29 protein-coding genes are annotated in these 26,941 nt (G+C 73.8%); 19 read left to right on the forward strand and 10 right to left on the reverse strand.

The window, feature by feature from the left end:
* Nucleotides 1–154 precede the first annotated feature (154 nt).
* Together WHI96_RS04255 and hisG are read left to right on the forward strand one after the other, a co-directional pair.
* Nucleotides 155–418, forward strand: coding sequence for a phosphoribosyl-ATP diphosphatase (locus WHI96_RS04255; RefSeq protein ID WP_062395155.1), 264 nt, complete (start codon nt 155–157; stop codon nt 416–418).
* 56 nt (nt 419–474) lie between these two features.
* Nucleotides 475–1,365, forward strand: coding sequence for an ATP phosphoribosyltransferase (gene hisG, locus WHI96_RS04260; RefSeq protein ID WP_345650682.1), 891 nt, complete (start codon nt 475–477; stop codon nt 1,363–1,365).
* A gap of 85 nt (nt 1,366–1,450) precedes the next feature.
* Here the strand turns inward: hisG and WHI96_RS04265 are convergent, their stop codons facing one another.
* A complete protein-coding gene (locus WHI96_RS04265; RefSeq protein ID WP_345650684.1) occupies nt 1,451–2,296 on the reverse strand; it encodes a thioesterase family protein in 846 nt (281 codons plus the stop codon).
* Between the two features lie 7 nt (nt 2,297–2,303).
* Complete coding sequence (locus tag WHI96_RS04270; RefSeq protein ID WP_345650687.1) at nt 2,304–3,209, reverse strand: RecB family exonuclease; 906 nt, start codon at nt 3,207–3,209, stop codon at nt 2,304–2,306.
* A gap of 347 nt (nt 3,210–3,556) precedes the next feature.
* On the opposite strand from WHI96_RS04270, the gene WHI96_RS04275 reads away from it, so the two are divergent.
* From WHI96_RS04275 to WHI96_RS04290, 4 genes are all read left to right on the forward strand, one after another.
* Nucleotides 3,557–4,387 carry a tRNA (adenine-N1)-methyltransferase gene (locus WHI96_RS04275; protein WP_345650862.1) on the forward strand — a complete coding sequence of 277 codons (831 nt, stop codon included), beginning with the start codon at nt 3,557–3,559 and terminating at the stop codon, nt 4,385–4,387.
* A gap of 226 nt (nt 4,388–4,613) precedes the next feature.
* Nucleotides 4,614–6,434, forward strand: a complete 1,821-nt coding sequence (gene arc, locus WHI96_RS04280) for a proteasome ATPase (protein WP_345650689.1) — start codon at nt 4,614–4,616, stop codon at nt 6,432–6,434.
* 151 nt (nt 6,435–6,585) lie between these two features.
* On the forward strand, nt 6,586–6,732 hold the full coding sequence (locus tag WHI96_RS04285; protein ID WP_345650691.1) for a hypothetical protein: 147 nt from the start codon (nt 6,586–6,588) through the stop codon (nt 6,730–6,732).
* A gap of 54 nt (nt 6,733–6,786) precedes the next feature.
* Complete coding sequence (locus WHI96_RS04290) at nt 6,787–7,185, forward strand: VOC family protein (protein WP_345650693.1); 399 nt, start codon at nt 6,787–6,789, stop codon at nt 7,183–7,185.
* Here the strand turns inward: WHI96_RS04290 and WHI96_RS04295 are convergent.
* Together WHI96_RS04295 and WHI96_RS04300 are read right to left on the reverse strand one after the other, a co-directional pair.
* On the reverse strand, nt 7,128–7,970 hold the full coding sequence (locus tag WHI96_RS04295; RefSeq protein WP_345650696.1) for an AraC family transcriptional regulator: 843 nt from the start codon (nt 7,968–7,970) through the stop codon (nt 7,128–7,130). The two genes, WHI96_RS04290 and WHI96_RS04295, sit on opposite strands and share 58 nt — an antisense overlap.
* 75 nt (nt 7,971–8,045) lie before the next feature.
* Complete coding sequence (locus WHI96_RS04300; protein WP_345650699.1) at nt 8,046–8,603, reverse strand: YceI family protein; 558 nt, start codon at nt 8,601–8,603, stop codon at nt 8,046–8,048.
* Nucleotides 8,604–8,693: 90 nt separating this feature from the next.
* Between WHI96_RS04300 and WHI96_RS04305 the strand changes: the two genes are divergently transcribed.
* Both WHI96_RS04305 and lpdA read left to right on the forward strand, forming a co-directional pair.
* Entirely contained in the window at nt 8,694–9,212 is a 519-nt protein-coding gene (locus WHI96_RS04305) for a MarR family winged helix-turn-helix transcriptional regulator (protein ID WP_345650702.1), read from the forward strand.
* Nucleotides 9,213–9,221: 9 nt separating this feature from the next.
* The gene (gene lpdA, locus WHI96_RS04310; RefSeq protein WP_345650705.1) at nt 9,222–10,625 is read left to right on the forward strand and encodes a dihydrolipoyl dehydrogenase; all 1,404 of its coding nucleotides are present in this window, start codon (nt 9,222–9,224) and stop codon (nt 10,623–10,625) included.
* A gap of 59 nt (nt 10,626–10,684) precedes the next feature.
* Here lpdA and WHI96_RS04315 read toward each other — a convergent pair whose 3' ends face one another.
* Nucleotides 10,685–10,879, reverse strand: coding sequence for a hypothetical protein (locus WHI96_RS04315; RefSeq protein WP_226357189.1), 195 nt, complete (start codon nt 10,877–10,879; stop codon nt 10,685–10,687).
* Nucleotides 10,880–11,046: 167 nt separating this feature from the next.
* Complete coding sequence (locus tag WHI96_RS04320) at nt 11,047–11,604, reverse strand: NUDIX hydrolase (RefSeq protein ID WP_345650709.1); 558 nt, start codon at nt 11,602–11,604, stop codon at nt 11,047–11,049.
* 109 nt (nt 11,605–11,713) lie between these two features.
* Between WHI96_RS04320 and dop the strand changes: the two genes are divergently transcribed.
* The 5 genes from dop (at nt 11,714) to WHI96_RS04345 (ending at nt 15,950) form a co-directional block, all read left to right on the forward strand.
* Nucleotides 11,714–13,222, forward strand: a complete 1,509-nt coding sequence (dop, locus tag WHI96_RS04325) for a depupylase/deamidase Dop (RefSeq protein WP_345650865.1) — start codon at nt 11,714–11,716, stop codon at nt 13,220–13,222.
* 107 nt (nt 13,223–13,329) lie between these two features.
* Nucleotides 13,330–13,527, forward strand: coding sequence for a ubiquitin-like protein Pup (locus tag WHI96_RS04330; RefSeq protein WP_020626587.1), 198 nt, complete (start codon nt 13,330–13,332; stop codon nt 13,525–13,527).
* Between the two features lie 164 nt (nt 13,528–13,691).
* A complete protein-coding gene (gene prcB / locus WHI96_RS04335) occupies nt 13,692–14,579 on the forward strand; it encodes a proteasome subunit beta (RefSeq protein WP_345650713.1) in 888 nt (295 codons plus the stop codon).
* Nucleotides 14,580–14,619: 40 nt separating this feature from the next.
* Complete coding sequence (gene prcA / locus WHI96_RS04340; protein ID WP_345650715.1) at nt 14,620–15,435, forward strand: proteasome subunit alpha; 816 nt, start codon at nt 14,620–14,622, stop codon at nt 15,433–15,435.
* Nucleotides 15,432–15,950, forward strand: coding sequence for an SRPBCC family protein (locus tag WHI96_RS04345; protein ID WP_345650867.1), 519 nt, complete (start codon nt 15,432–15,434; stop codon nt 15,948–15,950). Before prcA ends, WHI96_RS04345 begins: the two co-directional genes overlap by 4 nt.
* A gap of 6 nt (nt 15,951–15,956) precedes the next feature.
* Here the strand turns inward: WHI96_RS04345 and WHI96_RS04350 are convergent, their stop codons facing one another.
* Nucleotides 15,957–16,466, reverse strand: a complete 510-nt coding sequence (locus tag WHI96_RS04350) for a copper chaperone PCu(A)C domain-containing protein (protein ID WP_345650717.1) — start codon at nt 16,464–16,466, stop codon at nt 15,957–15,959.
* Nucleotides 16,467–16,555: 89 nt separating this feature from the next.
* Between WHI96_RS04350 and WHI96_RS04355 the strand changes: the two genes are divergently transcribed.
* Nucleotides 16,556–17,581, forward strand: a complete 1,026-nt coding sequence (locus WHI96_RS04355; protein ID WP_345650720.1) for an LLM class flavin-dependent oxidoreductase — start codon at nt 16,556–16,558, stop codon at nt 17,579–17,581.
* An 85-nt stretch (nt 17,582–17,666) separates the two neighbouring features.
* Here the strand turns inward: WHI96_RS04355 and WHI96_RS04360 are convergent, their stop codons facing one another.
* A complete protein-coding gene (locus tag WHI96_RS04360) occupies nt 17,667–18,614 on the reverse strand; it encodes a LysR family transcriptional regulator (protein ID WP_345650723.1) in 948 nt (315 codons plus the stop codon).
* Between the two features lie 73 nt (nt 18,615–18,687).
* Here WHI96_RS04360 and WHI96_RS04365 point away from each other — a divergent pair, with 73 nt between their 5' ends.
* Nucleotides 18,688–19,644, forward strand: a complete 957-nt coding sequence (locus WHI96_RS04365) for a DMT family transporter (RefSeq protein ID WP_345650726.1) — start codon at nt 18,688–18,690, stop codon at nt 19,642–19,644.
* A gap of 13 nt (nt 19,645–19,657) precedes the next feature.
* Here WHI96_RS04365 and fdhD read toward each other — a convergent pair whose 3' ends face one another.
* On the reverse strand, nt 19,658–20,485 hold the full coding sequence (gene fdhD, locus WHI96_RS04370) for a formate dehydrogenase accessory sulfurtransferase FdhD (protein WP_345650729.1): 828 nt from the start codon (nt 20,483–20,485) through the stop codon (nt 19,658–19,660).
* Nucleotides 20,486–20,534: 49 nt separating this feature from the next.
* Here fdhD and WHI96_RS04375 point away from each other — a divergent pair, with 49 nt between their 5' ends.
* The 4 genes from WHI96_RS04375 to WHI96_RS04390 all read left to right on the forward strand — a co-directional run bounded on the left by WHI96_RS04375 (nt 20,535) and on the right by WHI96_RS04390 (nt 26,388).
* Entirely contained in the window at nt 20,535–21,323 is a 789-nt protein-coding gene (locus WHI96_RS04375) for a molybdenum cofactor guanylyltransferase (RefSeq protein ID WP_345650731.1), read from the forward strand.
* Nucleotides 21,324–21,385: 62 nt separating this feature from the next.
* Entirely contained in the window at nt 21,386–23,311 is a 1,926-nt protein-coding gene (locus tag WHI96_RS04380) for a molybdopterin oxidoreductase family protein (RefSeq protein ID WP_345650734.1), read from the forward strand.
* On the forward strand, nt 23,312–25,198 hold the full coding sequence (locus WHI96_RS04385; RefSeq protein WP_345650737.1) for an NAD(P)H-dependent oxidoreductase subunit E: 1,887 nt from the start codon (nt 23,312–23,314) through the stop codon (nt 25,196–25,198).
* Entirely contained in the window at nt 25,195–26,388 is a 1,194-nt protein-coding gene (locus WHI96_RS04390; RefSeq protein WP_345650740.1) for a 2Fe-2S iron-sulfur cluster-binding protein, read from the forward strand. The genes WHI96_RS04385 and WHI96_RS04390 overlap by 4 nt, the downstream gene beginning before the upstream one ends.
* Here the strand turns inward: WHI96_RS04390 and WHI96_RS04395 are convergent.
* Nucleotides 26,339–26,941, reverse strand: a complete 603-nt coding sequence (locus tag WHI96_RS04395) for a TetR family transcriptional regulator (RefSeq protein WP_345650743.1) — start codon at nt 26,939–26,941, stop codon at nt 26,339–26,341. The genes WHI96_RS04390 and WHI96_RS04395 overlap by 50 nt on opposite strands.

The following is a 26,941-nucleotide window of genomic DNA, read 5'->3' on the forward strand; positions in this document are numbered from 1 at the left end:
GCCGGTGTGAGCGGGCCGTTCGCGGCGACGAGCGGCACCCCGACCCGATCTTGCTCACTCCGGGTGAACCATCCGGCGCGGTCCGTCGCCCACACGGCTTTCCGCCCCGGATGCGCCCGGCGTGCGGCCCGGGTCACCGTTCACACTGGTACCCGTGAAGACATTCGACGACTTGTTCGCCGAGCTGCAGGCCAAGGCCCAGGAGCGGCCGGCCGGTTCGGGGACCGTCGCCGCGCTGGACGCCGGGGTGCACGCCCAGGGCAAGAAGGTGCTCGAGGAGGCCGGTGAGGTCTGGATCGCCGCCGAGTACCAGGGCGACGACGAGCTCGCGGAGGAGATCTCGCAGCTGCTGTACCGGCTGCAGGTGATCATGCTCCAGCGGGGGCTCACCCTCGAGGACGTGTACAAGCATCTGTAGGTCGACCCGACCCACCGACACCACCACCACCGACGACGACCGTCAGGAGAGCGGAAATGCTCCGCGTGGCACTGCCGAACAAGGGCACCCTGGCCGAGCCCGCCGCGACGATGATGCGCGAGGCGGGGTACCGCCAGCGGACCGACTCGCGCGACCTCAGCGTGGTCGACGACGAGAACGAGATCGAGTTCTTCTACCTGCGGCCCAAGGACATCGCGACCTACGTCGGCAAGGGTGACCTGCACCTGGGCGTCACCGGCTTCGACCTCATGGAGGAGTCGGGCAGCCAGACCCAGGAGATCATCCCGCTCGGCTTCGGCAAGTCGCGGTTCCACTTCGCGGCCCCGGCCGACGCCGACTGGAAGATCGAGAACCTCGACGGCCGCAAGATCGCGACCTCCTACCCCCGCCTGGTCCGCTCGTACCTGTCCGGCAAGCGGATCGGCGCCGAGATCGTGAAGCTCGACGGTGCGGTCGAGATCTCCATCCAGCTGGGCCTGGCCGACGCGATCGCCGACGTCGTGTCCTCCGGGCGCACGCTGCGCCAGCACGGTCTGCAGATCATCGGCGAGGCCATCGCCACCTCGCAGGCCACGCTCATCGAGCGGGAGAAGCGCCACGACCGCGCCGAGGACGCCGAGACCACCCGCCTGAAGAAGGTCTTCGCCGACCGGCTGCAGGGCGTCGTCGTGGCCCGCGAGTACCTGATGATGGACTTCGACTGCCCGGAGGGGCTGCTGGAGGCCGTGGAGAAGGTCGCGCCGGGCCTGCAGGCGCCGACGGTCTCGCCGCTGTCGAAGAAGGGCTGGGTCGCGGTCCGCACGATGGTGCGCACCAAGGACACCAACCGCGTGATGGACAAGCTGGCCGACATCGGGGCCACCGCGATCCTCACCTCGGAGATCCGGTCCTGCCGCGCGATGACGGTCAACGGCCACGGCCACTGAGCCCACCCCGTCCGACGTCCGTTCCCCCCACAGCGGCCCGCCCCCGGTGACTCCGGTGGCGGGCCGCCGTCGTGCTGCGGGAGTCCTAGCGGGCCCGGACGGTCAGCGCCTGGGCGATCCGGCCGGTGTGCCCGTCGTCGTCGAACAGGGTGGCCGAGCAGGTGCCGAGCCCGTCCGGGCCGATCACCGTCGCCGCGTCCACCCCGATCCACTCGCCGGCCGGGGCCCGGTGCAGGTGCACCGTCAGCTCGGTGTTGACGAACAGCCAGCGCGTCACGTCCAGCGGCGCCGCGAGCCCGTTCGCACAGTCCGCGGCGACCATCAGCCGCTGCGCCGGGCTCGGCTCCTCGCCCTCGACGAGCGGGACCCGCATCCGGATCCAGCCGCGCCCCGGGCCCTCGTCGCCGAGGCGGCCGGCGTCGAGCCAGGCCCACTCGATCGCGTCGAGGAACCCGGGCAGCCAGCCGTCCGGCCGCTCGGTGCGCACGACGGCGGCGTCCCGCCCGGGCAGCGCGGCGGCCTGCCCCTGCGCGACGACGGCGGTGTCGGACGCGGCGAGCCGCCAGGCCCGGGCCCGGAGCACGTCCCGGTCACCGGCGCGCATCGTCGCCGACAGCAGCTCGATCGTCCGCCCGGGCCGCTCGACGCCCGCGGTGACCGTGACCGGCCCGGCGGGCACCGCTCCGAGCACCTCGACGGTGACGCGGGCGATCCGCCACCCGGCCTCGGCGCCGCCGGGGCGGGACTCGGGCAGCCGTTCGAGGGCGCGGACCAGCAGCGCCGAGGGCGGGCCCATGTGCTGGGCGTCGGCGAACCACGGGCCGGTCGTCGACGGCGTCGCCTCGAACGCGGCGTGGGTGACGCCGTCGGCGGTGTGCTCGCCGCGGGGCAGGTAGAACGGGCCGGGCGGGATCGGGGGCGGTGCGCTCACCCGTCGATCATGCCGCGCCGCCCGGCCAGCCGGGGTACGGCGGGGGAGTGCCGCCCCAGGCGGGGCAGTGGGCCTTGTGGTCGCAGGTCCGGCAGGCCGGGCCGGTGCGGGGCCGGAAGTCCCCGGTGGGGGCGGCGAGCCGGATGGCGGTCCACACCGCCCCGAGCAGGCGCCCGAAGCGGGTGAGCTCCTCGGCATCGGGCCGGTAGGTCAGGGCGGTGCCGTCGGCCAGGTAGAGCAGGCGCAGCTCGTCGGGGACACGGCCGTGGGTCAGCAGGACGGCCAGTGCGTAGAACTTGAGCTGGAACAGCACGCCGGACTCGTAGCCCTCGCCGGGCGTCGCGCCGGTCTTGTAATCGACCACCCGCAGCCCGTCGGGGCCGTCGTCGAGCCGGTCCAGGATGCCGCGCAGCGGGACCGGTGCCGCTCCGCCGGCGCCGGGCAGGGTCGCCTCGATGCGGGCCTCCACCGCCGTCGCGGTGACGCCGGCCGGGTCCTCCAGCGCGAAGTAGCGGTCGAGCAGCGCCGACGCCGAGTCCAGCCAGAGCGCGAGCTGCGGGTCCTCCGGGCCGGTGAACAGCGCGGCCACGGCGGGCTCGGCTGCGGCGAGGTCGTCCCAGCAGGGGCCGAGCAGCTCCCGGGCGGCCCCGGGGGTGCGGTCCGCCGGGTCCCGGGCGAACAGCTGCTCCAGCACGGCGTGCACCAGGGTGCCGCGGACCTGCGCCCGCGACGGCGGCTCGGGCAGCCGGTCGACCGCGCGGAACCGGTAGAGCAGCGGGCAGCGGCGGAAGTCCGCCGCCCGCGACGGCGACAGCGCGGGCGGCCGCGGCGGTGCCGCGACGGGCGGGGGGATGACCGCGGGGCCCGGTGCGGCCGGGGCCGGGCCGGGCTCGTCGGCGGGGGCTGCGGTCATGGCGGCAGGCTAGCCGCGACCCCCGACGGTTCCGGGCGCCCCGGGGGAGCCACGTGCCCCGGCGTCGGGGCCGGGGGTGCGCGCGGATAGCGTCGTCGCCCGTGCACGACGCCCCGACGCCCGACGCGCCGACCGAGTCCGCGCCCCTCGACACCCCGCAGGCAGAGGAGCCCGTCGACGCGGAGCTCGTCGACACCGACCCCTCCGCCCACCAGCCTGCCGACACCGGGTCCACCGACACCGGGTCCACCGACACCGGGTCCACCGACACCGGGTCCACCGACACCGGGTCCACCGACACCCGGGCGGCCGACACCGGGGCGGCCGAGCCCGAGCCGGCCACCTGGGTGCCCCCGCGCCGCGGCGGGCCGTTCCGCGAGGGCGACCGGGTGCAGCTCACCGATCCCAAGGGGCGCCGCTACACCGTCGTCCTGCAGGCCGGCGGGTCCTACCACACCCACCGCGGCCAGATCGACCACGACGACATCATCGGCTCGCCCGAGGGCGGGCTCGTGCACTCGGCGGCGAACACGCCGTACCTGACCCTGCGCCCCCGCCTGGCCGACTACGTGCTGTCGATGCCGCGCGGCGCCCAGGTGATCTACCCCAAGGACTCCGCGCAGATCCTCATGTGGGGCGACGTGTTCCCCGGCGCGCGGGTGCTGGAGGCCGGCGCCGGATCCGGCGCGCTGACCTGCTCGCTGCTGCAGGCCGTCGGGCCGACCGGCACGGTGATCTCCTACGAGGTCCGCGACGACCACGCCCCGCACGCGGTCACCAACGTCGAGACCTTCTTCGGCCACCGGCCCCCGCACTGGGAGCTGACCGTCGGTGACGTCAGGCAGCACCGCGGCGAGGTCGACCGGGTCGTGCTGGACATGCTGTCGCCGTGGGACGTGCTCGACACCGTCCGCGACTGCCTGGTCCCGGGCGGGATCCTCGTCGGCTACGTCGCGACCACCACCCAGCTGTCGGTGCTCACCGAGGCGCTGCGCGAGATGCAGTGCTGGACCGAGCCCGAGTCCTGGGAGGCGATGGTCCGCCCCTGGCACGTGGTGGGTCTGGCCGTCCGTCCGGAGCATCGGATGATCGCCCACACGGCCTTCCTGCTGACCACCCGGCGGCTCGCCGACGGCGTCACACCGCCCCGCCAGCAGCGGCGGCCGACCGGCCGCTGACCTGGGCATTCCGTCCGGTTTCGACCGGATCACGACCGGGACGCGCCCGAGCGCGGAACGAGAACGTTACGAACTACCCTCCGTGTGGACGTGGCGGTGACGCCCGTGAAGCCGCAGAGTGACCACATGGTGCCGACCGGCTGAGGCCCGGATCACCGGTTCGACGCACCGTCGCGGTCACCCGTCACGGGTACCGTGGTGAGACGGAACACGGAGGGAGGCTGCCGTGAACCACCCCTACGACGACGGTCCCGGCAACCAGGGTTTCCAGTCTGACCGCGACCTCAGCCCCGCTGAGGCCGCCGAGCACATCCGTCACCTCGAGCACGAGATCTCCACGCTGCGTCAACGGCTGACCGAGTCGCCCCGGCACGCCCGAGTGCTGGAACAGCGTCTCGCCGAGACCGCGAGCCGGCTCTCCGCGCTCAACGCTCGGAACGAGAAGTTGACCGAGACCCTCAAGGAGGCACGCGGCCAGCTGGTCGCGCTCCGCGAGGAGGTGGACCGGCTCGCGCAGCCGCCGTCCGGCTACGGGGTCTTCCTCGGCCGGTACGACGACGACACGGTCGACGTCTTCACCTCCGGCCGCCGGATGCGGGTGCCCGTGTCCCCGGCGGTCGAGGGCGAGACGCTGCGCAGCGGCCAGTCCGTCCGGCTCAACGAGGCACTCACCGTGGTCGAGGCCATGGGCTTCGAGCAGGTCGGGGACCTCTACTCGCTGCGGGAGATCATCTCCCGTCCGGGTGCGGACGGCTCGGCCGGTCGCGGCCTGGTCGTCGGCCACTCCGACGAGGAGCGGGTCGTCTGGCTGGCGGCGCCGCTGTTCGAGCTCGGACAGGAGGAGGGCACCAGCCCGCTCAAGTCCGGCGACTCGGTCATGGTCGACTCGCGGGCGGGCTACGCCTACGAGCGGGTCGCCAAGGCCGAGGTCGAGGACCTCGTGCTCGAGGAGGTCCCGGACATCGCCTACTCCGACATCGGTGGCCTGTCCCGGCAGATCGAGCAGATCCAGGACGCGGTCGAGCTGCCGTTCCTGCACACCGAGCTGTTCACCCAGTACGAGCTGCGCCCGCCCAAGGGTGTGCTGCTCTACGGGCCGCCCGGCTGCGGGAAGACGCTCATCGCGAAGGCCGTCGCGAACTCGCTGGCGAAGAAGATCGCCCGGCAGCGGGGCGACGACCCGGACGAGGGGCGCGCGTTCTTCCTCAACATCAAGGGCCCCGAGCTGCTCAACAAGTTCGTCGGCGAGACCGAGCGGCACATCCGGCTGATCTTCCAGCGCGCGCGGGAGAAGGCGAGCGCCGGCACCCCGGTGATCGTGTTCTTCGACGAGATGGACTCGATCTTCCGGACCCGTGGCTCGGGTGTGTCCTCCGACGTGGAGACGACGATCGTCCCCCAGCTCCTCGCCGAGATCGACGGCGTCGAGGGCCTGGAGAACGTGATCGTCATCGGTGCGTCGAACCGAGAGGACATGATCGACCCGGCGATCCTGCGGCCGGGCCGGCTCGACGTGAAGATCAAGATCGAGCGCCCGGACGCCGAGGGCGCGATCGACATCTTCTCCAAGTACATCACCGACACCCTGCCCATCCACGAGGACGACCTGGCCGAGTTCGGCGGCGACCGCACGGCGTGCACCACCGCGATGATCCAGCGGATCACCGAGCGGATGTACGACGAGTCCGAGGAGAACCGGTTCCTGGAGGTCACCTACGCCAACGGTGACAAGGAGACGCTCTACTTCAAGGACTTCAACTCCGGCGCGATGATCCAGAACATCGTGGACCGGGGTAAGAAGTCCGCGATCAAGGCGGTGCTCGAGTCCGGTCAGCCGGGCCTGCGGGTCCAGCACCTGCTCGACGCGATCGTCGACGAGTTCGCCGAGAACGAGGACCTCCCGAACACGACCAACCCCGACGACTGGGCGCGGATCTCGGGCAAGAAGGGGGAGCGGATCGTCTACATCCGCACCCTGGTCACCGGCAAGAACGACGCCACCGGCCGCGCGATCGACACCGCGTCGAACACCGGCCAGTACCTGTAGACACGCTTCACGCCCGACGGGCCCCGCCGCATCCCGCGGCGGGGCCCGTCGTGTGTACGGCGACCCGATGGAATGATCTCGGGACGAAACGGGCATCCTGGGTACGGAGCCGTGCACGTCCGTGCCGCGGCCCGCCACCACGGAGGTCGTCATGGCGAGCATCATCGGGCGCATCAGCGCATTCCTGAAGAGCCCGCAGGGACGTCGCTACGGCGACCAGGCCAAGCGCATGGCGAGCGACCCGCGCAACCGGCAGCGGGCGCAGGACGTGCTGCGCCGCTTCCGCGGCAAGCGCTGACCCCTGTCCGATCCGTTCACGACGCCGGGCCGCCCGCGGCCTAGCGTCGTGGGCATGGACACCTCGATCGGCGCCGAGCTCGACATGATCGGCATCGTGGTCACCGACATGACCCGTTCGCTGGCCTTCTACCGCCTGCTGGGGCTGGAGTTCCCCGAGGGCTCCGAGGCCGAGGCGCACGTGGAGACCACGCTGCGCGGCGGCCTGCGTCTGGCCCTGGACCTGCAGTCGATGGTGGAGGGCTTCCACCCGGGCGTCGCCCCGGACGGCCACGGCCGGGTCGGGCTGGCGTTCCGGCTGCCCACCGCGGAGGCGGTCGACGACGCCTGGCGCCGGGTCACCGCGGTCGGGCACACCTCGGTGCTGGACCCGTTCGACGCGCCGTGGGGGCAGCGCTACGCCACCGTCGCCGACCCCGACGGCTCGTCGCTGGACCTGTTCGCCTGGACCTGACCCCGCACACCTTCCCCCGACCTCGCAGACCCTGCAGCGGCTGCGAGGTCGGGGGAACCCGTGCGAGGTGCGAGCGAGGCCGGTGACACACCGGCGAGGGCGCGGACCTCGCGGGACAGGTGCGGCTGGTCGGCGTAGCCGGTCCGGGCGGCGACCGCGGCCGGGGCGAGCCCGTCGTACAGCAGCGCGGCCGCGGCGCGGAAGCGCAGCACCCGCCGTGCGACGGCCGGTCCGTACCCGAGCGTGGCGACGCAGCGCCGGTGCAGGGTGCGTCCGGTGACGCCGAGCCGGTCGGCCAGCTCCGCGGCGGCCATGCCCCCGGCCAGGGCGCGCAGCGCGGGGTGGGGGAGCGGGGCGGTCGTCCGGTCGTCCCCCGCCGCCGCGTGCAGGGCGAGGGCCAGCCGGGCGAGCCACGCGGCGTCACCGGTGCCGTCGCCGCTGCCGGACGGGGCGGAACGGAGCAGCCGGCGCCGACCGGGGTCGAGCACGTCGGAGAGCGGGACCCGGCGGTCGCGCAGCGCGTCGGCCGGGACGCCCAGCAGGGCCGGGAGGGCGCCGGGGCGGAAGCGCAGGCCGGTGGCCACCCCGCCCGCGGGCGAGCCGGCGAGGTGCGCCGTGGTGTCGGGGCCCGCGACGAGCACGTCGTCACCGGCCAGGAGCAGGTCCATGCAGCCGTCGGGGAGCACCCGCTGGGTGTGCGGCGCGGTACCGGCGTGCGCCCGCCAGGCCACCTCGACGACCGCGCGCAGCGGCCCGGCGGGGGGCGTCTCGGCGTAGCTGCGCACCGCGACAGCCTACGGACGCGGGACGGCCCCGGTACCGGGCGTCGCCGGTCCGGGGCCGTGGCCGCGTGCGCGGGGTCAGGAGGCGCGCAGGACCGCCTCGATCTCCAGCTGCACGTTCACCTTCTCGCTGACGACGACGCCGCCGCCGTCCATCGGCAGCTCGATGTCGACACCGAACTCCGAGCGCTTGATGGTGGTCGTGGCGGTGAAGCCGGAGCGGGTGCCGCCCCACGCGTCCGGGCCGAAGCCGTTGAGCTCGAGGTCGAACTCGACCGGCTTGGTCACGCCCTTGATCGTGAGGTCGCCGGTGAGGACGTGGTCGTCACCCTTCGCGGCGATGCCGGTGGACCGGAAGGTCCACTCCGGGTACTTCTCGACGTCGAAGAAGTCGGCGGAGCGGATGTGGCCGTCGCGCTGGTCCTGGCCGGTGGTGAGGGAGGTGGCGTCGACGGTCGCGGTGACGGAGGAGTCCTCGAACCTCTCCGCGGTGACGAGCTCGCCCGCGACGCCGGTGAAGCGCCCGCGGACCTTGCTGACCATCATGTGACGGACGGAGAACGAGACGTCGGAGTGCGCCGCGTCGATGTCCCAGGTGCCGACGACGTAACCGGGGATCGTGGTGGCGGTGGTCATGGTGTCTCCTCGCGAGATGGTTGAACTTTCACTTGTTGAGAGCGATACTAAGGATAACGAGGGCGACGCTCAAATGTTTCGGAGGGTGCTGTGGGTCACACGCGCTGGCTCGACGACGAGGAACAGCGGACGTGGCGGGCGTTCCTCGCCGCGCAGCGGCTGGTGTCGGACAAGGTCGAGCGACGGCTGCAGTCCGGGGCCGGGATGCCCCAGGCGTACTACGAGATCCTGGTCCGGCTCTCCGAGGCCCCCGAGCGCACGCTGCGGATGAGTGCACTGGCCGACTGCGCGCTGTCCTCGCGCAGCCGGGTCTCGCACGCGGTGGCCCGGATGGAGGAGGCCGGCTGGGTCGAGCGGCGGTCGTGCCCCACCGATCGGAGGGGTCAGCTCGCCCGGCTCACCGACCGCGGGTTCGAGGTGCTGGCCGCGGCGGCGCCGGACCACGTCGAGAGCGTGCGCGAGGCGGTGTTCGACGGCCTGACCCCGGCCCAGCAGGCGGGGCTGCGTGAGGCGTGCGAGGCGGTCGTGGCGCATCTGTCCGGGAGCGGGCAGTGGCCGGTGACCGGGGACTCGGGACCGGACGGCCCGGACCCGGCCCAGGCGTCCTAGGCTGGGCACATGCCTCATTTCGACGTCGTCGTACTCGGAGCCGGACCCGGTGGATACGTGGCGGCCATCCGTGCTGCCCAGCTCGGCCGCAGTGTGGCGGTGATCGAGGAGAAGTACTGGGGCGGTGTCTGTCTCAACGTGGGCTGCATCCCCTCCAAGGCGCTGCTGCGCAACGCCGAGATCGCCCACATCGTCACCAAGGAGCAGAAGACCTTCGGTCTGTCCGGTGAGGTGTCGCTCGACTTCGGCGCCGCCTTCGACCGCAGCCGTTCGGTCGCGGACGGGCGCGTCAAGGGCGTGCACTTCCTGATGAAGAAGAACAAGATCACCGAGTTCGACGGGTTCGGCCGGTTCACCGAGCCGGGCGAGATCGAGGTCGAGCTGTCGAAGGGCGGCAACGAGACCGTCACCTACGACGACGTGATCATCGCCGCGGGATCCACGGTCAAGCTGCTGCCGGGCACCGAGCTGTCCGACCGCGTCGTGACCTACGAGGAGCAGATCCTCACCCGCGAGCTGCCGGAGAGCGTGATCATCGCCGGCGCCGGTGCGATCGGCGTCGAGTTCGCGTTCGTGCTGGCCAACTACGGCGTCGACGTCACCATCGTCGAGTACCTCGACCGCCTGCTCCCGCTCGAGGACGCGGACGTGTCCAAGGAGCTGGCGAAGGCCTACAAGAAGCTCGGCGTCACGGTGCGGACCTCGACCAAGGTCGAGTCCATCACCGACGACGGCAAGGGCGTCACCGTCTCGGTCTCGTCGTCCAAGGGCAGCGAGGAGCTGCGTGCGGACAAGGTCGTGCAGGCGATCGGCTTCGCGCCGCGGGTCGACGGCTACGGCCTGGACAAGCTCGATGTGAACCTCACCGAGCGCGGCGCCATCGAGATCGACGACTACATGCGCACCAGCGTGGAGCACGTCTACGCGATCGGTGACGTCACCGCGAAGCTCATGCTCGCCCACGTCGCCGAGGCGCAGGGCATCGTCGCCGCCGAGACCCTGGCGGGCGCCGAGACCCAGGAGCTGAACTACAAGATGATGCCGCGCGCGACCTTCTGCAACCCGCAGGTCGCGTCGTTCGGCTACACCGAGGCCGAGGCCCGCGAGCTGGCCGACGAGCGCGGCTGGAAGGTCAACACCGCGACCTTCCCGTTCACCGCGAACGGCAAGGCGCACGGCATGGCCGAGCCCGCCGGCTTCGTCAAGCTGATCGCCGACGACACCTACGGCGAGCTGCTGGGCGGGCACATCATCGGCGCGGAGGCGACCGAGCTGCTGCCCGAACTCACCCTGGCCCAGAAGTGGGACCTGACCGTCCACGAGATGGCGCGCAACGTGCACGCGCACCCGACCCTGTCGGAGTGCCTGCAGGAGGCGATCCACGGCCTGGCCGGCCACATGATCAACTTCTGATCGCGGCCGCGACGGGCCCGCATCCCACCCGGGGTGCGGGCCCGTCGTCGTGGCGGGGGTCAGGAGCTCCGGGAGTCCGGCTCGCGGCGGGCGGTGTGCTCGCGACGCGTGGTGGAGCCCGCGGCGGCGCGCTGCTCGTGGCGCTCGGCGGCCAGCGCCGCCTCCACCGCGGCCTGCACGGCGGCGGTGTTGACGTCGGGATCGATCAGCCTGGCGGCGGCGAGGGAACGGGCCGAGACCGAGATGCTGACCATGGGTGACTCCTGGAACTGTCGCGTGGTGGGCGTGGTGGTCCGTCGGGGAGGCCCCACGCTGGGCCCTTCCCGGGGTGGCGTCGCGCGACCCGCCCGGTGTCGACCGGGTCGGGTACCGGTGTGGGTGACATATGTTACCCACTGGTAAACGCGCTGGCCCGAGGACCTTAACGGACGAGGTCGGCCAGCAGCAGGCGGGTGACGTACAGGCCGTCGGGGACCCAGGGCCGGTCCGGCGCGCCGATCCGGGCCGTCAGCTCGTCGAGGGTCCACCAGCCGCCCTCGGCCACCTCCGAGGGCTGGTGGGTCACCGGGCCGTCGGAGAAGGCGCGGTAGACGTGCACGTGGGCCCGCAGCCCGTTCGGGCCGGTGCCGGGCCCGGTGTCGACGCCCAGCGCCGCGGCGTCGAAGGGGACCACGGCCAGCTTCTCCAGCGGCACGCCGGTGACGCCGAGCTCCTCGCCCAGCTCGCGGGCGGCGCCCGCGTCGGGGGTCTCGCCCTCGTCGAGGACCCCACCGGCGAGGCAGTCCCACATCCCGGCCATGACCAGCTTGGTGTCGGTGCGCCGGTGCACGTAGGCCCGCGTGCCGTCGGCGGAGCGGAGCAGGACCGCCGTCGTGGCGTGCCACAGCGAGCGTGCGTAGACCTCGCCGCGCTCGGCGACGCCGGTGGGCGTGCCCCCGGCGTCGAAGACGGTCAGGCGCTCACGTGCGGGATCGGTCACGCCACGATGATCCCGCCGGGCCGCGGTGCGCCCCGGGTGGGGGCGCGGACGGTTAGTCTCGTGCAATGCACTCTCGCGCAGGGGGCCGGTCGTGACGGCCCGCCGGATCATGGGCACCGAGGTGGAGTACGGCATCGCCGTGCCGGGTGACCCCACCGCGAACCCCGTCGTCACCTCGACGCAGGTGGTGCTGGCCTACGCCGCCGCGGCGGACGTGCCCCGCAACCGCCGGGCGCGCTGGGACTACGAGGTGGAGTCGCCGCTGCGCGACGCCCGGGGGTTCGACCTGTCGGCGCCGTCGCTGGCGCCGCAGCTCGACACCGACCTCGACGACCTCGGTGCGGCGAACGTCATCCTCACCAACGGCGCCCGGTTCTACGTCGACCACGCCCACCCGGAGTACTCCACACCCGAGGTCCTGTCCCCGCGCGACATCGTGACCTGGGACAAGGCCGGCGAGCGGATCATGCTGCAGGCGGCGAACCGTGCGGCCACCGTGCCGGGCGCGCCGCGGATGCAGCTGTACAAGAACAACGTCGACGGCAAGGGCGCCAGCTACGGCTCCCACGAGAACTACCTGATGGCCCGTACGACGACGTTCCCGTCGATCGTCACCGGTCTCACCCCGTTCTTCGTGACCCGCCAGGTCGTCTGCGGCGCCGGCCGGGTCGGCCTCGGCCAGCAGGGCGACGAGGCCGGCTACCAGATCGCCCAGCGCTCGGACTACGTCGAGGTCGAGGTCGGCCTGGAGACCACGCTCAAGCGCGGCATCATCAACACCCGCGACGAGCCGCATGCCGACGCCGACAAGTACCGCCGCCTGCACGTCATCATCGGCGACGCGAACCTGTCCGAGATCTCGACGCTGCTCAAGGTCGGCACCACCGCCCTGGTCCTCGACATGATCGAGAAGGGGCGCTCGTTCGAGGACCTGCGCCTTGCCGAGCCGGTGAAGTCGGTCTCGCGGATCAGCCACGACCCGACGCTGCAGCGGACCGTCCCGCTGGCCGACGGCCGTCACCTCACCGCGTTGCAGATCCAGCAGGAGTACCTGGCCCGCGCGGTCGAGCACATGGAGCAGACCGTCTCCCCGCGCCGTGCGGAGTGGGACCCCGACACCCGCGAGGTCGTCGAGGAGTGGGAGTCGGTGCTGGTCGACCTGGAGCGCGACCCGATGCTGACCGCCGACCGGCTCGACTGGACCGCCAAGCTCAAGCTGCTCGAGGCCTACCGCGAGCGCGACGGACTGACCTGGGCGTCGGGCCGGCTCGGGATGGTCGACCTGCAGTACTCCGACGTGCGGCTGGCCAAGGGCCTGTACAACCGGCTCGTCACCCGCGGGTCGATGCGCCGGCTGGTCACCGAGGAGCAGGTCGCCGCCGCGACGACCGAGCCGCCCGAGGACACCCGCGCCTACTTCCGCGGCACCTGCATGGGCCGGTTCCCGGTCGAGGTCGCCGCCGCGTCGTGGGACTCGGTGATCTTCGACCTGGGGCGTGAGTCGCTGGTCCGGATCCCGACGCTGGAGCCGCTGCGCGGCACCCGCAAGCACGTGGGGGAGCTGTTCGAGGCGGTGTCGACGGCCGAGGAGCTGGTCGACAAGCTCACCGCCTCCTGAGCCCGCCCGCCGGGGGGAGCGGATCACACGCCGCTGCGCAACAGGCGATTTTGTCGCCCCCGGTGGGTAGGGTGAACCTGCAGGCAACTCTGCGAGGAGGAGGCGTCATGTCCCAGGAGCAGACCAAGCGCCAGGGTGGCGGCGACGGAGACGACGAGTCCGGGGAGAACGCGTCCGGATCCGGTCAGGAGCGCCGCGAGAAGCTCGGTGAGGACGTCGACACCATCCTCGACGAGATCGACGACGTGCTGGAGGAGAACGCGGAGGACTTCGTGCGGTCCTACGTGCAGAAGGGCGGTGAGTGAGCCCCACGGGGCCGTTCACCGCGCCGCACCCCGGCACCAGCAGTACCGTCCCGGCCGGGTCCGCACCTGCGGGCCCGGTCGTGCCGGAAGGGCCGCAGACCCCGCCGACGTGGGGGAGCGGGACCACCGGCGCACGCAGTTCGAACGAAAGGCACGTCCGAGAGATGGAGTTCCGGCCGTCGGTCACCTCCGGGCTGGTGCCCGGGCACCACACGGGTCAGCTCGGCACCTTCCTGACCGGGTCGCAGTCGTTCTCCGACTTCGTCGGCGGCGCGGCCCCGCACCTGCTCCCCGGCGCGGGCCTGGACCGGACAGCCGGTCCCGGCACCTCCGCCGACGCCCTGGGCGTCCCGCACGGCACCACGATCGTCGCGCTGCTGTTCTCCGGCGGCGTCGTGATCGCCGGTGACCGGCGCGCGACCGCGGGCAATGTGATCGCCCAGCGCGACATCGAGAAGGTGTTCGTCACCGACACCCACTCCGCGGTCGGCATCGCCGGCTCCGCGGGGATCGCGCTGGAGATGGTCCGGCTGTTCTCGGTCGACCTCGAGCACTACGAGAAGCTCGAGGGCGTCCCGCTCTCGCTCGACGGCAAGGCCAACAAGCTCGCCGGCATGGTCCGCCAGAACCTGGGTGCGGCGATGCAGGGCTTCGTCGTCGTCCCGCTGTTCGCGGGCTACGACACCGACGCCGCCGACCCGTCGCAGGCCGGTCGGATCGTCACCTTCGACCCCACCGGCGGCCGATACGACGAGAACCTCGGCTTCCACGCCGTCGGTTCCGGCTCGGTGTTCGCGAAGTCGTCGCTGAAGAAGCTGCACGACCCGGCCGCGGACCTCGACGGTGCGGTGCGCACCGCGGTCGAGGCGCTCTACGACGCCGCGGACGACGACACCGCCACCGGTGGGCCGGACACCGTGCGTCGCATCTACCCGGTGGTCGTCGGCATCACCGCCGAGGGCGCCGCGCGCCGCGACGACGCCGAGATCGCCGCCGTCGTCGACCAGGTGATCGCCGGGCGCCGGGAGCGCCCGGGCGGTCCCTCCCGCTGACCCCCTCCCCGCACGAAGCACGAGCCTGGAGCGCCTCCCCATGACGATGCCGTTCTACTCCTCCGTCGACCAGCTGCTGCGCGACCGTTCCGAGCTGGCCCGCAAGGGCATCTCGCGTGGCCGCAGCGTGGTCGTGCTGACCTACGCCGGTGGCGTGCTGTTCGTCGCGGAGAACCGGTCGACGGCGCTGCACAAGGTCTCCGAGATCTACGACAAGATCGGTTTCGCCGCGGTCGGCCGGTACAACGAGTTCGAGAACCTGCGCACCGGCGGGATCCGGATGGCCGACTTCCGCGGGTTCACCTACGACCGGCGCGACGTGACCGGCCGGATGCTGGCCAACGCCTACGCCCAGGCGCTGGGCACCGCGTTCGTCGAGCAGCAGAAGCCGTTCGAGGTGGAGCTGTGCGTCGCCGAGGTGGGCGTCGAGGCCGCCGGGGACCAGCTCTACCGGATCACCTACGACGGGTCGATCACCGACGAGCCGCGGTTCGTCGTCATGGGCGGTCAGACCGAGCCGATCTCGCAGAAGCTGTCCGAGACGTACTCCCACGGCCTGGAGCTGGGTGCGGCGATCGAGGTCGCGCTGGGCGGGCTGCAGGTTCCGGGCGCGGACCCGGCGTCGCCCGGCAACGGCGCGAACGCGCAGCCGCGGATCCTGGGCGCCGAGGCGCTCGAGGTCGCGGTGCTCGACCGGACCCGGCCGCGGCGGACCTTCCGCCGTCTCGAGGGCGCGGCGCTGGCCGACCTGCTGCCGACCGCGAACCGCGGCACCGAGGAGCCCGAGCCCGACGTGGCGGGCGGGGACGACAGCCCGGCCGCCGGTGGGGCACTGGGTGGGGACGGGGCGTCCTGACCCGCTTCTCCGCGACCACCGCGTCGGAGGCCGTCGTGACGGCGTCGCGCGACGACGTCTGGCGCGTCCTGACCGACCCCGCTGCGCTGCCGACGCTGACGCCGCTGCTCAACCGGATCGACGCCGACTCCGCGCGGGAGGCCGCCGTCGACGGCTACGAGCTGTGGCGCTGGCACATGGTGCGTATCGCGGTACTCGGGGTGGGCATCAAGCCGGTGTTCACCGAGCGGATGACCTTCGTCGAGGGCAAGCGGATCGAGTTCACCCACGCACCGCCCACCGGGGTCACCGAGTGGGCGGGCGCGGAGGGCTACTACGCGCTGAGCGACGCCGACCCGGAGCCGGACGGCTCGCCGGCGACGCACCTGGAGATCTCGCTGACCGTCGACGTGGACATGCCGCTGTCGCGGCTCGCGGCGCCGGTGGTGACCCGCACGATGAAGGCGACGATGGACGCGACCGGGGACCGGTTCGCGGCCAACCTCCTGCGTCGCCTCGGGGCGCGCGAGCGCTGAGCGGACTCAGCCGCGGTCGGGGTCGTCGACCGGGAGCTCGAGGGTGACCGACCCGGCCCGTTCGAAGGTGAGGGTGACCGGGTAGGTCGGGCCGACCGACAGCGACCGGCGCAGGCCGTCGAGGGTCACCGTGGCCCGGGTGACCGACGCCGCGGCGGCGGGGACGGCGGACCCGGTGTCACCCACCAGCAGCGTCGAGCCGCCGATCAGGGCCTGCTCGCCGCTGACGTCGACGTCCCCGGCCAGCGGGGAGCTCACCGAGACCAGCCGGTCGGCGGCGTCGCCGCTGTTGACCGCGACGAAGCGCAGCGCGACGTCGGAGCCCGCGGGGTGGGCGATCCCGCCCTCGACGTCCTCGGCGGGGGCGATGGCCGCGTCGCGGATGTCGATCGCGCCGATCGAGGCGACCGCGTCGCCCGCGGTCCCCATCGGGTCGTCCACGTCGACGGTGGGTGCGGCGGTGCCACAGCCGGCGAGCAGGAACAGGGCCAGCAGCGCGGGCGCGGTACGTCGCATGTGCCCGGGTTTCCCGTTCCGGGCCCCGTCCACGCACGGCCCCCGCACGTGGCATGATGGTTGAAGAATCAACCAATTTGGGGGAGCGGATGAGCGACATCGTGTTCGGCATGGACACCTTCGGCGACGTGCCGGTGGGCGACGACGGCACGCCGCTGTCGCACCCGCAGGCCATCCGCCAGGTCGTCGACGAGGTGGTGCTGGCCGACGGGGCCGGTGTCGACGTCGTCGCGCTGGGGGAGCACCACCGCCCCGAGTACGCCATCACCACCCCGGAGACGGTGCTCGCCGGGATCGCGACCCGCACCTCCCGGATCCGGCTGTCCTCCGGCGTCACCGTGCTCAGCTCGGACGACCCGGTGCGGGTGTACCAGCGCTTCGCCACCCTCGACGCGCTGTCCGACGGCCGCGCCGAGGTCATCGTGGGCCGCGGCTCGTTCACCGAGTCCTTCCCGCTGTTCGGCTACTCCATGAACGACTACGAGCAGCTGTTCGAGGAGAAGCTGGAGCTGTTCGTGCAGCTCCTCGACGAGAAGCCGGTGACCTGGCGGGGCGCCACCCGCGCCGCGCTCGACGGCGTCGAGGTCTTCCCGACGACCGGCCGCCGGCTGCCCGTGTGGGTCGGCGTCGGCGGCTCGCCGGAGTCGGTGGTCCGCACCGCCCGCCACGACCTGGGCCTGATGCTCGCCATCATCGGCGGCCCGGCCGGACGGTTCGCGCCCTACGTCGACCTCTACCACCGCGCCGTCGAGCAGTTCGGGCACGCGGCGAAGCCGGTGGGCATGCACTCGCCGGGCTTCGTCGCCGACACCGACGAGGAGGCGAAGGAGATCTTCTTCGCCCCGTACAAGGCGCAGATGGACCGGATCGGCGCCCAGCGCGGCTGGCCGCCGCTGGACCGCGCCCGGTTCGAGGCCGAGGTCTCCGACGGGGCGCTGCACGTCGGGTCCCCGGAGACGGTGGCCCGCCGCATCGCCGACTCGGTCCGCTCGCTGGGCGCCCAGCGCTTCGACCTGATCTACACCGTCGGGCCGCAGCCGGTGTCGGCCCGGCTGCGCGCGGTCGAGCTGTACGGCACCCGGGTCATTCCGATGGTGCGCGACATGCTCGCCTGAACGGATCCACACCCCCTGCCGGGCTCCCACACCCGTCGCGACGGGTGTGGGAGGCGGCCAGGGGGTGTGGCTGCGGACCCGGGGGTCAGGCGGGGATGATGCGGGCCGCCGCGGCGCGCAGGCCGTCGACCAGGGCGCGCAGCGCGGGGAGGTCGGCGTCGGAGCGGCGGGTGGCCAGGACCAGTGCGCGGCCCGCCGCGGGCCGGCAGGGCAGCAGGCGCACGCCGTCGTCGGCGGTGACCGGGACCGGGCCGGTGCCGCCGGGGACGGCGGACCCCGCCACCGCCATGCCCGGGACCAGCGCGATCGCGAGCCGCGCGCGGACCAGTGCCAGCTGGGTGGCGAAGTCGCCGACCCGGTAGCGGATGTCCGGCTCGGTGCCGACGCCGCGCAGCAGCTGCAGCAGCGCCTCGTAGGGCTCGGTGCCGACCGGGCCGGAGGTCCACACCCGTCCGGCCAGGGTGCGCAGCGGCACCGGGTCGGGCCCGGTGAGCGGGTCGTCGGCGGGGACGGCGAGCATCGCGGGCTCGGTGGCCAGCGCGGTCACCCGGATCCCGGCGGGCAGCCGGGCCGGGGCTTGCGTCCAGCTCTCCATGAGCACCGCGTCCAGGTCGCGCGACTGCAGGGCGGGCAGCAGGTCGACGACCTCGCCGTCGTCGACGGTGGGGACCAGCCGGGGGTGCGCGGCGGCCAGCCCGTCGATGACCTCGGGCAGCAGGGTCCGCAGCGCGCTCGCGACCGAGCCGATCCGCAGCGGGCCCGCGGCGTCGTCGTGCAGCGCGGCGAGGTCGCGCTCGGCACCGGCGACGGTCGCCGCCGCGGTGGCCGCGTGCCCGGCCAGTACGTGCCCGGCGGCGGTGAGCCGGATGCCCCGCCCGTCCGGTTCGACGAGCCGGGTGCCGGTCTCCCGTTCGAGCTTGCGCAGCTGCTGGGTCACCGCGGGTCCGGTGATGTGCAGCGCGGCCGCGGCGGCGCCGACCGAGCCGTGCTCGGCGACGGCGTCGAACACGCGCAGCCGGTCCCAGGAGATCACACAGAATATCTTAGCGGTACCGGGTAGGAACAATCATTGGAGCTTCGCGGTGCGGGCCGGGATCGTGGATCAGGTGAACGTACGCACCGCCCCCGACCCGCACTCCGCCCTCCTCCTGCTCGCCGGCGCCTCGGTCCTGGCCTGGACCGGCATCCTCGTCGCGCTCGCGGGCGCCGACCCGGCGACGGCGTCGGTCTGGCGGTGCGTGCTGGCCCTGGTCGTGCTGGGGCCGTGGGCGCTGGCCGAGTACCGGCGCGCGGGCGGTCTCCCGCTCGCCACCGTCGGCTGGTCGCTGCTGTCCGGGGTGTTCCTGGGGGCGGACTTCCTGCTGTGGACCCGCGCGGTGCTCGACGCGGGAGCGGGGATCGCGAACGTCGTGCTCAACATCCAGGTGCTGGCGCTGCCGCTGATCGCCTGGGTGGTCGCCGGGGAGCGGGTCCCGCGCAGGCTGGTGTACGCCGCGCCGCTGCTGCTGGGCGGGATCGCGCTGGCCGGCGGGGTGCTCGGCGCCGGGGCGGGCGGACCGGAGCCGGTGCGCGGCGCGGTGCTCGGCACCCTCGCAGGGGTCGCCTACGCGGGCTTCCTGCACCTGAACCGCTCGGTGTCGCGGGGCCGTCCGCGCCACCTGGTGACCCCGGTCGCGCTGGCGACCGTGGGGGCCGGGGTGACCTGCGGGCTCGTCGGCGTCGCCGGGGGCGGGATCGCCGTCGCGCTGCCCGCGACGACGTGGGCCTGGCTGATCGTGCTGGCGCTGGCCGGGCAGGTGGTGTCCTGGGTGCTGATCGGCCGCGGCTCGGCCGGGCTGGCACCGGGCACCGCGGGTGCACTGCTGCTGGTGCACCCGGTGCTGTCGGTCGTGCTGGGCATGCTGGTGCTCGGGGAGACCCTCACCGGCTGGCAGGTCGCGGGCTGCGCCGTGGTCGTCGCCACCGTCGCCGCGCTCGTCGGGCCGGCCGGGACCGCGGGGCGGCTGCGCCGGGTGGCGGACCGGCACGAGCGGGCCTGGGCCACGCTCACCCCGCGGGCCTGACCCGCCCCCGGCCCTACAGGTCGATGCGCTCGGCCCCGGTGTAGACGTTGCCGGTCCGTCCGCGCAGGAACCCGACCAGGGTCATTCCGGACTCCTCGGCCAGCTCCACCGCCAGCGACGACGGCGCCGACACCGCCGCCAGCACCGGCACCCCGGCCATGACGGCCTTCTGCACCAGCTCGAACGACGCCCGCCCCGACACCATCAGCACGGTGCCGGTGGCGGGCACGCGGCCGTCCATCACCATCCGGCCCAGCACCTTGTCCACCGCGTTGTGCCGCCCCACGTCCTCGCGGGCGGCGAGCAGGCCGCCGTCGGCGTCGAACAGGGCGGCGGCGTGCAGCCCGCCGGTGGAGCCGAACACCTTCTGGTGCTCACGCAGCCGGTCGGGCAGCTCCAGCAGCAGCTCCCGGCCGATCCGCAGCGGGTCCGCCGCCGGGGAGTGGCGGGTCTTCAGCTTCACCGCGTCCAGCGAGGCCTTCCCGCACACCCCGCACGACGAGGTGGTGTAGAAGTTCCGCTCCACCGACGCGTCCGGTGGGGCGACGCCCTCGGCCAGGTCGACGTCGAGCACGTTGTAGGTGTTGCGGCCGTGCTCGTCGACGGAGTTGCAGTAGCGGGCCCCGGCCAGGTCCGGCCCGGAGCCGATCACGCCCTCGGTCAGCAGGAACCCGTGGGCGAGCTCCACGTCGTGGCCGGGGGTGCGCATCGTGACCGACAGCGCCTTCCCCCCGACGCGCAGCTCCAGCGGCTCCTCGGCGACGAGGGTGTCCGGACGCGACCGGGTGCTGCCGTCCGGGTTCAGGTGCAGTACCGGGCGTCGCACGGTCAGCCGTCCCATTCGATCCCTCCTGCTGTCGGCCTCCCAGAGTAGGAGCAGGATCGGCCCCGTGCGCGGGTACGGGGGGCGGCGGCCGGGAGCGGGGATCGTGCCGGCGGGCGGTGCGTCGTCGCGGATGGGGACGCCGAAGGCGTCGCTGGACTGGCACGGGGCGGCGATGCTGACCCGCACCGTCGCCGTGCTGGGCCGGGCGGTGGACGGGCCGCTGGTCGTGGTGCGTGCCGCGGGGCAGGAGCTGCCGGAGCTTCCGCCGGGCACCGAGGTCGTCGACGACCCGGTCCCGGGGCTCGGGCCGCTGCCCGCGATCGGCGCCGGCCTGGCCGCGGTCGCCGGCCGGGTGGAGGCGGCGTTCGTCGCCTCCACCGACCTGCCGCTGCTGCACCCCGCGTTCGCCGCGCGCGTGCTGGACCTGCGCGGGGAGCACGACGTCGCGCTGCCCGAGGCGTTCGGGCACCACCAGCCGCTCGCCGCCGCCTACGCCACCGCGCTCGCCCCGGTGATCGACGGGCTGACCGCGGCCGGGCAGGGCCGCCCGCCGTCGCTGTTCGACCGGGTCGCGGTCCGCCGCATCGACGAGCAGACCCTGCGCAGCGACCCGGTGCTGGCCCGCCTCGACCCCGACCTGGCGTCGCTGACCAACGTCAACACCCCCGCCGAGCTGGCCGCGGCCCGGGCCCGCCCGCTGCCCGCGGTGCGGCTGCACACCGGGGGGCGGGTCCGCACCGTCCGCGCCCGCACGGCGGGGGAGCTGGGGCGCCCGGTGGCCGTCGCGGGCGGGACGGCGCCGCTGCCGCCGTGGTTCCCGCTGGTGACCGGCGACGAGCTCGAAGGGGTGTGACGCGGGTCTCGACCTTGCTACGGTGCGGGGAGCCGAGGGAACCACCACGCCGGAGGCCGACGATGACCGCCACCCGCCCGCAGGGATCGCGCCGGGGCTTCCGGCCCCGCCACGTCCGCCTCACCGAGCCGCTGGTCCGCGAGAACGGGGTGCTGCGCCCGGCGTCCTGGGACGAGGCCCTCGACCGCGCCGCGGCCGGGTTCGCCGGTGTCCCGGGGGACCGCTTCGGCATGTTCAGCTGCTCCAAGGCGACCAACGAGATGAACTACGTCGCCCAGAAGTTCGCCCGGGCGGTGATGGGCAGCAACAACGTCGACAGCTGCAACCGCACTTGACACGCTCCCAGCGTCGTCGGTCTGACGGCAGTGTTCGGTGCCGGCGGCGGCACCTCCGCCTACGTCGAGGCGGAGAACGCCGACCTCCTCGTCCTGTGGGGCAGTAACGCCCGCGAGACGCACCCCATCTTCTTCCACCACGTGCTGCAGGGGATCCGCTCCGGTGCCCGGATGTTCTCGGTCGACCCGCGTCACACCTCCACCGCGCACTGGGCGGACTCCTGGCTCGGGCTCGACGTGGGCACCGACATCGCGCTGGCCAACGCGGTCGGCCGCGAGATCATCCACGCCGGGCTGGTGAACCACGCGTTCGTCGAGCGCTCCACCACCGGCTTCGAGGACTACCGGGCCGCGGTGGAGCCGTACACCCTCGAGCGCGCCGAGGAGATCACCGGGGTCCCGGCGTCGTCGATCCGGGAGCTGGCGCACGCCTACGGCCGCGCCGACCGCGCCCAGATCTGCTGGACGCTGGGCATCACCGAGCACCACAACGCCGCCGACTACGTCTTCGCCCTGATCAACCTCGCGCTGCTGACCGGGCACGTCGGCCGCTACGGCTCCGGCCTGGTGCCGCTGCGCGGGCAGAACAATGTGCAGGGCGGCGGCGACATGGGCGCCATCCCGGCCAAGCTGCCCGGCGGCTACGACGTGTCCGACGCCGACGCGCACGCCCGCTTCCACACCGTCTACGGCGGCGTCGAGTTCCCCGACCGGCCGGGCCGGCACCTGTCGCAGATGTTCGAGGCGATGGAGGCCGGGGAGATGAGCGCGCTGTACTGCATCGGGGAGAACCCGGCCGAGTCCGAGGCCGACGCCACCCACGCCCGGCACCTGCTCTTCTCGCTCGACCACCTCGTCGTGCAGGACATCTTCCGCACCGCCACCGCCGAGCTCGCCGACGTCGTGCTGCCCGCCGCCGCGGACTGGTGCGAGTACGAGGGCACCGTCACCAACTCCGAACGCCGCGTCCAGCGGGTCCGCAAGGCCCTCGACCCGCCGGGCCTGGCCCGCCCCGACACCCACATCATCTGCGGCGTCGCGCAGCGCCTCGGGCACGACTGGGGCGAGCCGACCGCCGAGCAGGTGTGGGACGAGCTGCGCTCGGTGTCGCTGAACTGGCACCACGGCATGAGCTACCACCGCCTCGACACCCTCGGCGGCATCCAGTGGCCCTGCCCCGCGCAGGACCACCCGGGCACCCCGCTGATGCACACCCGGCTGTGGGCCGACGACCCGGCCGAGCGCGGGACGCCGGCGCCGTTCACCCCGGTCGAGCACGTCCCGCCGGCCGACGAGCTCACCGAGGAGTACCCGATCCGGCTCACCACGGTGCGGCTGCTCGACGCCTACAACTCCGGGGTGCAGACCGGCGGCTACGCCTCGCCGCTGCGCCGCCGCGAGTCGCTGCGCATCGACGCGGCCGACGCCGCCGCGCTCGGCGTCACCGACGGCGACCGGGTGCGGGTCACCAGCCGTCGCGGCAGTGTCGAGGCGCCGGTGTGGGTCGACCGGTCGCTGCGGCCGGGGCTGGCGTCGTTCACCCCGCACTTCACCGAGCAGGTCGACGTCAACGTGCTCACCAACGACGCCTGGGACCCCAAGTCGGGGACCTCGGAGTTCAAGGCGACCGCGGTGCGGATCGAGAGGCTGTGAATGGATCTCCACATCTCCACCGCCGCACCGACCGCGGCCGAACGGGACACGATCGACGCCGCGTTCGCGCTGCTCGCCCCCACCGCCGCGGACGCCACCGCGGGGGACCGGCCGACCCGGTCGGCGCACGCCGGGCACGCCGCCCGCTCGCGGCGCCACCTGCTGCTGCCGCTGCTGCACGCGGTGCACGACGCGGCGGGCTGGCTGTCGGAGGGGTCGCTGAACCACGTCGCGCGGACGCTGCAGGTCCCGCCGGCCGAGGTGTACGGCGTCGCCACCTTCTACGCGATGTTCTCCGTCGAGCCGCGTGCCCCGCGGGTGGTGCACGTCTGCGACGACGTGGCGTGCGGCCCGTCCGGCGGCGAGGAGATCGTCGCGGCGCTGGAGCGCGACCTCGACGGCGGGCGCGCCTGCGTGGTGCGCAGCCCCTGCCTGGGACTGTGCGAGCGGGCACCCGCGGTGCTGCACCAGCGCGCGGGCGAGCCCGACCTGTCCCAGGCCCCCGCGACCCCGCAGGCCGTCCTCGCCACGGCGCACGCGCCCGCCGACCCGGACGGGGAGCAGGCGTCGGAGGCCGACCGGGCCTTCGCCGACACCACCGTCTCGGCCCCGCAGACCCGGACCGGGGAGCACCTGCGGCTGCTGCGCCGGGTCGGCGTCGTCGACCCCACCTCGCTCGACGACTACCGCGCCCGCGGCGGCTACGCGGCGCTGCGCCGCGCGGTGCGCCTCGGCGCCACCCGGGTGATCGCCGAGCTGAAGGACGCCTCGCTCACCGGGCGCGGCGGCGCCGCGTTCCCCACCGGCGTCAAGTGGGAGGGCGTCGCGCAGTCCCCGGAGCGCCCGCACCACCTCGTCTGCAACGCCGACGAGTCCGAGCCGGGCACCTTCAAGGACCGGGTGCTCATGGAGGGCGACCCGTTCGGGCTGGTCGAGGCCATGACGATCGCCGGCTACGTCACCGGCGCCACCGTCGGGCACCTCTACATCCGCGGCGAGTACCCGCTGGCCACCCGCCGGCTGCAGGACGCGATCGCCGCGGCCCGGGCGCGCGGCCACCTCGGCGACGACGTCATGGGGGAGGGCTTCGCCTTCGACATCGACCTGCGCCGCGGGGCGGGCGCCTACATCTGCGGTGAGGAGACCGCGCTGCTGGAGTCGATCGAGGGCTACCGGGGCGAGCCGCGGAACAAGCCGCCGTTCCCGGCGACCTCGGGGCTGTTCGGCAAGCCGACCGCGATCAACAACGTCGAGACCCTCTACAACGTGCTGGAGGTGCTGAACATCGGCGGCGGGGCGTTCGCCGCGGTCGGCGGGGGCCGGTCCACCGGGTCGAAGCTGTTCTGCGTGTCCGGTGCCGTCGGCGTCCCCGGGGTGTACGAGGTCGACTTCGGCACCACCCTGCGCGAGCTGCTCGACCTCGCCGGCGGCACCCGCGGCACGCTGCGCACCGTGCTGCTGGGCGGCGCCGCGGGCGGGTTCGTCCTCCCGAAGGACCTCGACGTGACCCTCACCCTGGAGGGGGCCCGCGACATCGGCGCCACCCTCGGGTCCGGCGTCGTGCTCGTGTTCGACGACCGCGCCGACCTCACCGCCACCCTCCGCCGGATCGCGGCCTTCTTCCGCGACGAGTCCTGCGGGCAGTGCGTGCCGTGCCGGGTCGGGACGGTGCGCCAGGAGGAGGCGCTGGCCCGGCTGGAACGCGGGGCCCCGCTCGGGTCGCGGGAGGCCGAGCTGGCCCTGCTCGACGACCTCGCCCGCGTCATGCGCGACGCGTCGATCTGCGGGCTCGGGCAGACCGCGCCGTCGGCCGTCGCCTCCGCACTCGACCTGGGACTGATCGCGGCGCCGTCGCACTCGTCGAACGGACACGGGGGGCGTCGATGACCACGACCAGCGGCAAGGGCCCGATGGGGCCGGGCGGCGGCTCGCGGGCGCCCCGGGCCGGGGAGGTCGACGGCGCGCCCGAGGCGGACGCGTCGTCGGGCGACGGCACCCCCGGCGACGGGCCCGGCGCGGGGGAGGGCGTCGCCGCCCTGCACCGCACGAACGGGGCCGGCGCGGTCGGCGTGACCGTGGCCGACCCGGCGGGCTCCGGTCCCGGACCGGCCGAACGGCTGGCCGGCGGCCCGGTGATGCTCGGCGCGATCCGGCGGACCGTCACCGTCTCGCTGGACGGCACCGAGGTCCGGGTCCCGGAGGACGCGACGATCCTCGACGCCCTGCACCGCGAGGGCTCGCCCGCCCAGGCCGACACCCCCACCCTGTGCTGGGCGCCGAACATGGACCCGGTCAACGCCTGCCGGGTCTGCGTGGTCGAGGTCGAGGGCTCCCGCGCGCTGGTGCCCTCCTGCGCGCGGCGCTGCGAGGACGGCATGCAGGTGCGGACCGACACCGACAAGGTCCGGCACAGCCGCCGGATGGTGCTGGAGCTGCTGGCGTCGTCGGTGGACATGACCCAGGCGGGCGCCGACGTGGCGCGCTGGATGACCGACCACGGCGTCGACCCCGAGCGCTACGGACCGCCCGCGCCGCCCGCCGCGGCGGGGGAGCGCGACCGCCGCCACGCCGGGCACCACCCGGCCCCCGACGGCGCGACCCGGGCGACCGTCGCCCAGCCCGTGAAGATCGACAACGAGCTCTACGTGCGGGACTACTCGCGCTGCATCATGTGCTACAAGTGCGTCAACGCCTGCGGGACCGACGCCCAGTTCACCTTCGCGATCGCCGCCGCGGGCCGCGGGTTCGACGCCCGCATCGCCACCGAGCACGACGTCGAGCTGCCCGGGTCGGCGTGCGTCTACTGCGGCAACTGCATCGGGGTCTGCCCGACCGGGGCGCTGAAGTCAGTCGCCGAGCACGACCGCCGCGAGGCCGGCGACTGGCACCCCGACGAGGAGACCGTCACGACGACGATCTGCTCGTTCTGCGGGGTCGGCTGCAACCTGGAGCTGCACGTGCAGCGGGGCGAGATCGTCAACGTCACCAGCCCGGCGGACCACTCGGTCACCCACGGGCACCTGTGCATCAAGGGCCGGTTCGGGTTCCGGCACGTGCAGAACCTGCCGGAGGCGTGAGCACCGCGGCCACGAACCGGGTCAGCTCCCGCTCCACGTGCTCGGCGACCGGCACCCGGGGGTCGAAGCTCCACCACAGCAGGGCGCCCTGCCAGTGGGTCGCCAGGAGCGCGCCGGCGCCGTCCGGGGCGCCCGGGGTGCCGGCCAGGCACGCGTCGAGGACGTCGGTGAGCGCCTGCCGCCAGGCGGCGCCCCGTCGTCGGACGTCGGGGTCGAGGAGGTCCTCGCGCAGGACCAGCAGCGCGTCGGCGTAGCTGTCGATCCCGCCGTACTGCCCGGAGAGCCCGACCAGGAACGCGACGGCGCCCTCCGGCGTGCGCTCCGCCCGGGCCCCGCTCCCGGCGGTCTCGCGGTCGAGCCGGTCCCACGCGTGCAGCAGGGTCCGGCGCAGCAGGTCGGACTTGCCGCCGAAGCGCTGCACGAGCGTGGCCGGGGCCAGCCCGCTCGCCCCGGCCAGCGCGGCGAAGGTGAGCGCCTGCGGCCCGCGGGCGTGCAGCACGTCGAGGGCGGCGTCGAGGACGTCCGCGTCGGGGACCTGCTTGCGACGGGGCAC

Origin of the sequence: Pseudonocardia tropica (genome assembly GCF_040105315.1) — a bacterium.
In the GTDB taxonomy this organism is placed as follows: domain Bacteria; phylum Actinomycetota; class Actinomycetes; order Mycobacteriales; family Pseudonocardiaceae; genus Pseudonocardia; species Pseudonocardia alni.